The 8,975-nt window shown below is 71.7% G+C and carries 5 protein-coding genes and 1 pseudogene; 5 read left to right on the forward strand and 1 reads right to left on the reverse strand.

Annotation, left to right across the window (positions count from 1 at the left end; translation table 11 throughout):
* Nucleotides 1-174 precede the first annotated feature (174 nt).
* The 3 genes from AB0E77_RS24995 to AB0E77_RS25005 all read left to right on the forward strand — a co-directional run bounded on the left by AB0E77_RS24995 (nucleotide 175) and on the right by AB0E77_RS25005 (nucleotide 5,527).
* Entirely contained in the window at nucleotides 175-3,423 is a 3,249-nt protein-coding gene (locus AB0E77_RS24995; RefSeq protein WP_361574160.1) for a metallophosphoesterase, read from the forward strand.
* A 74-nt stretch (nucleotides 3,424-3,497) separates the two neighbouring features.
* Nucleotides 3,498-4,850 (forward strand): hypothetical protein, encoded by a 1,353-nt coding sequence (locus tag AB0E77_RS25000; protein ID WP_361574162.1) that lies wholly within the window; start codon nucleotides 3,498-3,500, stop codon nucleotides 4,848-4,850.
* 101 nt (nucleotides 4,851-4,951) lie between these two features.
* A complete protein-coding gene (locus AB0E77_RS25005; protein ID WP_361574164.1) occupies nucleotides 4,952-5,527 on the forward strand; it encodes a cysteine hydrolase family protein in 576 nt (191 codons plus the stop codon).
* On the opposite strand, the gene AB0E77_RS25010 is transcribed toward AB0E77_RS25005, so the two are convergent.
* Nucleotides 5,514-6,113, reverse strand: coding sequence for a YceI family protein (locus AB0E77_RS25010; protein ID WP_361574166.1), 600 nt, complete (start codon nucleotides 6,111-6,113; stop codon nucleotides 5,514-5,516). The two genes, AB0E77_RS25005 and AB0E77_RS25010, sit on opposite strands and share 14 nt — an antisense overlap.
* Before the next feature lie 196 nt (nucleotides 6,114-6,309).
* Here AB0E77_RS25010 and AB0E77_RS25015 point away from each other — a divergent pair, with 196 nt between their 5' ends.
* Both AB0E77_RS25015 and AB0E77_RS25020 read left to right on the forward strand, forming a co-directional pair.
* Entirely contained in the window at nucleotides 6,310-8,658 is a 2,349-nt protein-coding gene (locus AB0E77_RS25015; protein WP_361574168.1) for a polysaccharide lyase 8 family protein, read from the forward strand.
* Nucleotides 8,659-8,812: 154 nt separating this feature from the next.
* Nucleotides 8,813-8,975: pseudogene (locus AB0E77_RS25020) on the forward strand (methylmalonyl-CoA carboxyltransferase); the annotation flags it as partial.

An 8,975-nucleotide genomic window follows, 5' to 3' on the forward strand; every position in this document is an offset into this window, starting at 1 on the left:
CTGGCCTGCCGTGCGGTGCACGGCAGCAGGAGGAATGGTATGCGCGCGCCGCCCGCCTGTCGCCACGTAACCAACTCCTCGACGAAACAGAGGACATGGGGTTCCGCGACGGGATCTTCCTCGTGGGCCGCGCGTAAGCTGTCAGACGCGTTTTCCGGGAGGCGGGGGTATTTCGTGCGGATCGTTCACATCAGCGACTTGCATGCCAGGGCGGACTGGAAACCCGACCAGAGCAAGGTGCTCAAGGCCTTCCTGAAGGACGTGCGCGGGTTCCACGAGCAGACACCGGTCGATGCGGTGATCTTCAGCGGCGACCTGGCCTTCAGCGCGCAGCCGGACCAGTTCGCCTTCGCCCGTGAGGCCCTGCTCGATCCGCTCCAGGACATGCTGGGCCTCGACCGGGGCCGCATGATCCTCGCGCCGGGCAACCACGACGTCGACATCAGCAGGATCGACCAGTACCAGGAGGACGGCCTCCGGTCGGGGCTGACCAGCCGGGACGCGGTCAACAAGCTCCTCGACGCTCCGAACCTGACGTCCTACCTGGACCGGATGGCCCCGTGGCTGGAGTTCAGGAACGACTACTACGCGGCCACGGACGTCGACCTGACCTCCCCGCTGGTCACCCTCCACCGCTTCACCCTGCGCGGCAGTGCGGTCACGGTGGCCGGCCTGACGTCGGCCTGGCGGGCGACCGGGGCGGGCGACGACGCCGACCGGGCCCACCTCCTGGTGGGGGACCGGCAGATCGTCCACGCCGCTGACCGGCTCGGCGACGCCGATCTGAAGATCTGCGTGATGCACCATCCGCTGGACTGGCTCGCGGAGTTCGACCGCCACGACGTGCGCAGGGAGATGAGCCGGTTCGACATGCTGTGCACGGGTCATGTCCACGTCGTCGACCCGGTCGGCCTCGTGAGCAGAAGCGGCACGCTCATGCAGAGCATGGCCGGTTCGCTCTACCAGACGCGTGACTACTACAACGCCTACAGCGTCGTGGACGTCGACCGCCCCCTCGCCCCGCACGCCTACACCGTGCACGTGCGGAGCTACTTCGACGCCAGGGACGCCTTCGACCAGGGCGTCGACGTGATGCCGGGCGGCAAGCAGGTCATCGACCTCGAGGGACCCGGCGGCCGGCCCGTCCGCACCCCGGCGCCCGAGGAGGTGGCCGTCACGCGCACCTCCGCGGACCTGGCCGCCGAGTTCCTCCTGGACGCGGTGCGCGAACGCAGCCTGCTCATGGCGGGACCGGACCGGTGGCAGCTGGACATGGACGGCCTGCTGGTACCCCCCGTTCTGCTGCACCTGCCGGTCGACCAGTACCTGGCCCTGACGGACCTGGAAGACGGCAGGATCACCCCCGACGACCTGCGGGCCAGCCTGTCCGAGCACCGGCACTTCGTCATCGTCGGCGACGAGTACAGCGGGCTGACGAGCACGCTCCAGTGGCTGACGCACACCGCCTACGGCCTCGACTCCCAGTACGCTCCCGTGCTCATCGACTTCACCGCGGTGGGAAGCGGCGGGAACGGCGTCGAGCGGGAGGTGCGCACCCAGCTCGCCCGCGCCGGGATACCCACGGGCAAGCGGGACGTCCTGCCGCGTCTCGCCCTGGCCGTGGACAACGTCGACCCGAGGTCCGAGAAGCGGCTGAGAAACCTGCTGAAGTTCATGGCGCAGTACCCGCAGAACATGTATCTCCTCGGATCCCGGACCGCGGTGAGCCACCGGCTCAACGACGAGCTGGGCCGTGAGGGCTGGACCTCGCGGGTCCGCTACATCGGCCCCTTCGGCCGACGTGAACTGCGGGCCCTGGTGCGCCTGCTGCGCCCGGACGAGGCCGACTCCGACGTGACCGCGATGCTCGACCTGCTCAGCCGCGGAAGGCTGCCCCGCACGCCGGCCATGCTGGCCGCGCTGGTGGCCACCGCCGGACACGGCGACTGGACGAGCGGGGTCAACAGCACCGCGATCCTCGAGTCCTACCTCGGCCTGCTGCTGGGCCGTGACGACCCGAGCGTCGACCGCCGCTTCGAACTGGACTTCCGCGAGCTCCAGGACATCCTGTCCTGCCTGAACGAGCACCTCACCCTCGGCGGCAGGGACGCCCTGCCCCGCATGGAGGCCGAACAGTTCCTGCTGGACTACTTCACGGGGCTGGGCTGGTCCGAGCCCTCGGGCGCCGTCCTGGACGCCCTCATCGCCAAGCGGATACTCGGCCAGCGCGACGGGCTGATCTACTTCTGCCAGCCGATGGTCCGGCCCCTGCTGGCGGCGTACCGCATGGAGGTCTCCGAGGACCTGAAGGCGATGGTGCTGGCCAACCCGCTGGACTACGCGCAGGTGATCCGCCACGCGGCGGCGCTGCGCCGCAACGACACCTCGCTGCTGGCCTGCGTCATGGACGGTTTCCGCCAGGTGCGGGAGCTCCTCGGGGACGGCGCCCACGACCCCTTCTCCGTGCTGGCGTCGAAGGACGGCTGGCGGGGCCGGGACGACACGGAGTCGCTGCTGGACGACTTCTGGCCCACGGACCTGGCCTACGAGCCGCCGGCGTCACCCGCCGAGGTCCAGGGCGAGCTCAACGTGATGATGGACGAGCTGTACGACCAGGCCGACGCCATGCGGACCATCGCCCAGGACAAGCGCCGCGACGGCGTGCTCGTCCGCTCCGACTTCGAGGTGTTCGTCGAGTGGCTCGACCTCCTCGCCGACGTGCTGCGCAGCAGCGAACTCGTGCGGGACCTGGATCTCAAACGGCAGGCACTGCGGCTGACCCTGAACGGCTATGGCGTGCGGGCCGCGCTGATGGCGGACGAGTGGAAGACGCGTGACGTCGGGCGGAGCCTGCGCGAGGCCCTGTCGGAGGCGCTGGAGCGGCCGGAGCTCCGGGAGTCGCTGGTGAACGGCACGGAGGTCTCGGACGCCGAGTTCGAGGAGTTCCTCGGCCGGATCGAGCTCTTCTCCCCCGTCCTCGCCTCGTACGGGTCCCTGTCCCAGGTGCTGGCGAGCAGCAAGCTCTCCCGGCTGACCGACGAGGCGCTGGGGGAGGCGGAGTTCATCGAGCAGCCGGGACAGGCGCTGATGGCGGTGCTGCTGATGCGGCGGATGGGCGACCGGGAGTGGGTCCGCCACGCCGCGGACGTCACGCGGCTGCACGGCGAGCGGGAGGTGATCAGCGAGATCATGCGGCTCTTCGCCCTCACCAGCTACGTCGGGACGGACCTCGGCCGGGAGGAGCTCGGGTCGTACGAGTCCCTCCTCGTCGACATCGCCGTCCGGCGCAAGGAACTCCCCACCGAGGGGCCGACGCGGGCCCGCGACTACCAGCGCAACCAGTTCGTCCAGGCACTGCGCAACCGGCGTCTGCGGTTCTTCCAGCGCGGCGGGGAGGACGACACCAAGCGGCTCGAGTTCTGACGGGCGGTGGCGCTCCGTCGGACGGGGGCCCTGAGCGATGTCCATATTCATACCGTTCCTGTAGCTTGGGACGTATGAAGGCCGCGTGGATGCGTACCTTCGTACGCCTGCTGATCGTGCCGGTCGTCGCCGCCCTGGCGGCGCTGATGGCCGGTGCGCCCGGCGCCCACGCGGCCACGGACGTGTCCGAGATCGGCGCGGCCCTGCGCGAGAGTCCCGTGTACGTGGACCCGGCCGCCTCCGACCTGCTGTCTGCGGCGGACGCCGACGCGCTCGCCGACAAGATCGAGGCCGCGGACGAGCCGGTCTTCGTGGCGGTCCTGCCGGCCGGCTATCCGACCCAGGACCTCTTCCGGAGCCTGCGCACGGAGACCGGCATCACCGGTCTGTACGGCATCCGCCTCGGTGACCGCTTCGACGCGCGCGCCGACAGCAGCGTGCTGAGCCGGCAGGGAGTGCAGAACCTGGTCACGGCCGTGCAGGGCGCCGGTGACCCCAAGGCCCAGCTGAACGACTTCGTGGACGACGCGCTGCGCAGCGTGCGCGGCTCGGCCCCGTCCTCCTGGGACTCGGGCGGCGCCACCGTCTCGCCGGGCGCGCTGATCGGCGTCGGCGCGGTCGTGGTGGTCGGCGGCGCGGGCGCCTACGCGCTGGTGCGGCGCAACCGGCACCGCCGCGAGGAGGAGCAGCGGGCGGCCCTCGAGCGGCTGCGGGTGGTGGTCGACGAGGACATCACGGCGTTCGGCGAGGAACTCGACCGGCTGGACTTCCATCCCGCCGAGCCCGGCGCGGACGACGCGATGCGCGCCGACTACGAACGCGCCCTGGACGCCTACGACCAGGCGAAGTCGTACATGGCGGACGCCCGTCGGCCGGAGGACGTCCGGTCCGTCACCGAGGCCCTGGAGGACGGCCGCTTCTGCCTCGCCCAGCTCTCCGCCCGCCGCGAGGGCAGGCCCCTGCCCGAGCGCCGGCCGCCCTGCTTCTTCGACCCGCGCCACGGCCCGTCCGTCGCCGACGCCACCTGGACCCCGCCGGGCGGCGCCACCCGCGAGGTACCGGTCTGCGCGGCCGACCAGGCCCGGCTGTCCGACGGCAGGGACCCCATGGTCCGCGAGGTGGACACCGACCAGGGCCGGCGCCCCTACTGGGACGCGGGGCCGGCCTACGGCCCCTGGGCGGGCGGCTACTTCGGCGGCGGCATCCTGCCCGGGCTGCTGGTCGGCACGATGCTGGGCAGCATGATGGCCACCCCGAGCTACGCGGCCGACTACGGCGCCGGATACGGCGACTTCGGCGGGTACGACGGGGGTGACGTGTCCGGCGGCGACTTCGACCCCGGCGACTTCGGCGGCGGTTTCGGGGGCGGCGACTTCGGCGGTGGCGGTGGATTCGGCGGGGGAGGGGACTTCGGCGGGGGCTTCTGAGTGCGGGGCTTCCGGAGGCGGGGGCTTCTCAGTGCGGGGCTTCCGGCGGGGGCTGCTGAAACAGCCCGGACCGAGCGCCGCGCCCGCGCTACGGTGGTCCGATGCCGAGCCTCCCCGCGCTTCTCGTCATCGACATGCAGAACGCGCTGATGCGCATCGCCCACCGGCCCGGTCCGACCGTCGCCGCGATCGCGGGGCTGAGTGAACGGGCCCGCGCCGCCGGCGTGCCCGTGGTGACGGTGCGGCAGGGGGACGAGGAACTGGTGCCCGGCACCGAGGGGTGGTGCGTCGTGCCGGAGCTGGCACCGCGCGAGGGGGAGAAGGTCCTCGACAAGACGACGCCCGACAGCTTCCTGGGCACGGATCTCGACGGGGCGCTCCGGGCCCTGGGCGTCACCGAGGTGATCGTCACCGGCTTCGCCACGGAGGTCTGCGTGGACACCACGGCACGGCAGGCGCTGAGCCGGGGCTACGACCTGGTCGTCGTGGCCGACGGCCACACCACCTCGCTGCGCGGCGAGGAGGACGTCGATCTCGTCCCGGCGGACCGCTCGATCGCCCAGTGCAACGCGATCTACCGGACGATCGGCTGGCCCGGCCGCCGTATCCGGGTCCGGGCCGCCGCCGATGTGGACTTCCCCGGCCCCGAGCGGGCCGGGGGCCTCACGCCTGCTTGACCGCCGAGATGTCGAAGTTCAGCTTGATCTTGTCGGACACCAGGACGCCGCCCGTCTCCAGGGCCGCGTTCCAGGTCAGGCCCCACTCGGAGCGCAGGAGCTCCGCCTTGCCCTCGAAGCCGACGCGCTCGTTGCCGAAGGGGTCCTTGGCGGCGCCGTTGAACTCCAGGTCGATGGTGATCGGCTTGGTGGTGCCGAGGATCGTCAGGTCGCCGGTGATGCGGTAGTCGTCACCGCCGAGGGCCTCCGCCTTGGTGGAGCGGAAGGTCATCGTGGGGAACTCGTCCGTCTTGAAGAAGTCCGCGCTCTTCAGGTGTCCGTCGCGGTCGGCGGACCCGGTGTCGATGCTGTCCATCGTGACGTCGAGCGACGCCGTGGAGGCGGCCGGGGTGGTGCCGTCCAGGTGCAGCGTGCCGGTGAAGTCGAGGAACTTGCCCTTGACGTTGGTGACCATGGCGTGCCGGGCGACGAAGCCGATCGCCGAGTGGGACGGGTCGATCGCGTAGTCGCCGGTGAGCGCGGCGAGGTCCGGGTTGACGGCGGCCGGGGTGGCGGGGGTGGCGGACTTGCTGCCGAAGAGGCCCATGACGTTCTCCTTGGGTATCGGGGTTCCGGGATTCCCGGGCTCCGGGTGCCGATTCGTTGAATGTTCAATCACTCCAACGGGACCGACCGTAGACCTATTCCGTTCAATGTTCAACATCATCCGCGGAGTTTCTCGAAGGATCACTCCCGCACGGCGTCCTTCCCCGGCCGGTGTGGACGTGATAGACGGCATGGGCATGACCTCTCCGTGGCATCGCGCGCACCGGACCCCCGCCCCCACCCGCCGCACCGTCCTGCTCGCCGCGGCCCTCGCCGCCGGCCTCACCCCGGCGCTCACCGCCCCCGCCGCAGCCGCCGACGACCCCTACGACACCCTCAGGCGCCGCTGGCTCGACATCGCCCTCGGCACCGGCTACGACCCGGCCGGCGAACCGTACGCCTCGCGCCTCGCCGAGACCGGTGAACGCGCCCGCGCCTTCCGCGCCGGCATGGCCCCCACCCCCACGTCGCTCTGGCCGGGCCACCCCTTCGACCCGCCCGCCGGCATCACCTTCAGCTACAACAGGCTGTGGACGATGACGCAGGCGTACGTCCAGCAGGGCACCGGCTCCACCGGCGACCCCGCCCTCCTCGCCGACCTCCTGCGCGGCCTCGACCACCTCTCCGCCACCGTCTACCACCCCGGCACCACCCGCTACGGCAACTGGTGGGAGTGGCAGATCGGCAGCCCGCGCCTGCTGATGGACATCACGGCCGCCCTGTACGACGACCTCGGCGCCGAGCGGGTCGCCGCCGCCTGCGCCGCCGTCGACCACTTCGTCCCCGACACGATGCTCGGCGACTACACCGGCACCTCCACCGGCGCCAACCGTGTCGATCTGTGCCGCTCCGTCGCCCTGCGCGGCGTCCTGGGCCGCGCCCCCGAGAAGATCGCCCTCGCCCGCGACGCCCTCTCGCCCGTCTTCCCGTACGTCACGAAGGGCGACGGTCTCTACGCCGACGGGTCGTTCGTCCAGCACACCTGGATCGCCTACTCGGGGACGTACGGCCAGGTCATGCTGGACGGCCTGGGCCGGCTGTTCGCCCTGCTCGCCGGATCGGAGTGGGAGGTGACGGACCCGGGCCGGCAGATCGTCCTGGACAGCGTCGAGCGCGCCTACGCACCGCTCGTGCACGACGGACTGGTCATGGATGCCGTCAACGGCCGTGCCGTCAGCCGGGGGTACCTCCTCGGCGACGACCTGCACGTCATGCGCAGCGACCACTTCCACGGGCAGCAGCTCGTCGCGGCCATGGCGGTCCTCGCGGGCGGCGCGAGCGAGGCCGAGCGCGAGCGCTGGCACGCCCGGATCAAGGGCTGGATCGCCCGCGACACCGTGACCCCCGTCCTCACCGCACCACAGTTCGGGGTGGCCGACCTGGCCCGGCTGCGGGCCATCGCCGACGCGCCCGGGGAAGCGGCGCCCGAGCCCGTCGGACACCATCTCTTCGCCGCCATGGACCGCGCCGTGCACCGCCGTCCCGCCTTCACCGCGGGCCTCGCCATGGCGAGCGACCGCATCGCCCACTACGAGTGCGGAAACGGTGAGAACCCCCGTGGCTGGCACACCGGCTCCGGAATGCTCACCTGGTGGCCGAACGGCAGCCGGTCCGACCAGTACACCGACTGGTTCTGGCCGACCGTCGACTGGTACCGCCTGCCCGGCACCACGGTCTCCAGCCGGCGGCTCCCCGACCGGGCGGGCGGCGAATGGGGCGCGCCGAAGCCCGACGTGCGCTGGGTCGGCGGGACGAGCGACGGCGAGTACGCCGCCGTCGGCCAGCACCTCAAGGGGCTCGGCTCCACCCTCGAGGCCCGCAAGTCCTGGTACTTCCTCGCCGACGCCGTGGTCTGCCTCGGCGCCGCCATCACCTGCGCGGACGGCGTCCCCGTCGAGACGGTCGTCGACAACCGGAACCTGGGGGAGGGCGGCACCCAGGCCCTCACCCGCGGCCGGGACTGGGCCCATCTGGAGGGCCACGGTGGCTGGATCGTGCCCGGCGGCGGCCTGCGCACCCTGCGCGAGGACCGCACGGGCGCCTGGTCGGACATCAACACCACGAGCACCACCGAGCGCCGCACCCGCCGCTGGCAGACCCTCTGGCTGGACCACGGCACGGACCCGGACGGCGCCGCATACGTCTACGTCCTGATGCCCGGGGCCTCCCGCCGGACCGTCGCCCACCGCGCCGCCGACCGTGCGTGGCTGTCGGTCCTCGCCAACGACGACCGGTGCCAGGCCGTCGCCGTACCCTCGCTCGGCCTGACGGCGGCGAACTTCTGGGAGCCCGGCACGGCCGGTCCGCTCACCGCGACGGCGGGGGCGAGCGTGCTGATCCGTCGCAGGGGCCGTACCGCTACGCTCTGCGTGAGCGAGCCGCCGCGCACGGGCACGCCCCTGGAGATCGTCTGGGACCACCCCGTGCGGGACGTCGTGCGGGCCGACGCGTCGGTCGAGACCGTCGCCACCGGCCGCCGACTGCACCTCCGTGTCACTCCAGGGGTGGTATGTACCACCCATGAATGTGAGGTGACTCTCAGCTGACGGCTTTGTGCGACCCCTACAAGGCCCAGGCCCCTTGAGCAGTCGAAACGGCTGCATGTCGTCCAGGTTCTGTTCAGTGGTACCAGGAAAACGGGTCGGAGACTGTACGGAGTCGACGGCTCGCTTTCCTCGGTCGGCTTCGTAGAGTCGCTACATGACCGTTTTGGATGAGGCGCCGGGTGAGCCGACGGACGCGCGCGGGCGAGTGGCCGAGCTGCACGAGATCCGTGCGCAGGCGCTGGCCGGGCCGAGCGAGAAGGCGACGGCGGCGCAGCACGCCAAGGGCAAGCTGACGGCGCGTGAGCGGATCGGGCTGC

The sequence above is a fragment of the Streptomyces sp. NPDC032940 genome (assembly GCF_040636935.1).
GTDB lineage: Bacteria > Actinomycetota > Actinomycetes > Streptomycetales > Streptomycetaceae > Streptomyces.

Coding starts and splice junctions, on each gene's coding strand:
- AB0E77_RS25005 (WP_361574164.1), top strand. CDS start 4,952: ATGCCGAGCCTCCCCGCGCTTCTCGTCATCGACATGCAGAACGCGCTG.
- AB0E77_RS25010 (WP_361574166.1), bottom strand. CDS start 6,113: ATGGGCCTCTTCGGCAGCAAGTCCGCCACCCCCGCCACCCCGGCCGCC.
- AB0E77_RS25000 (WP_361574162.1), top strand. CDS start 3,498: ATGAAGGCCGCGTGGATGCGTACCTTCGTACGCCTGCTGATCGTGCCG.
- AB0E77_RS25015 (WP_361574168.1), top strand. CDS start 6,310: ATGACCTCTCCGTGGCATCGCGCGCACCGGACCCCCGCCCCCACCCGC.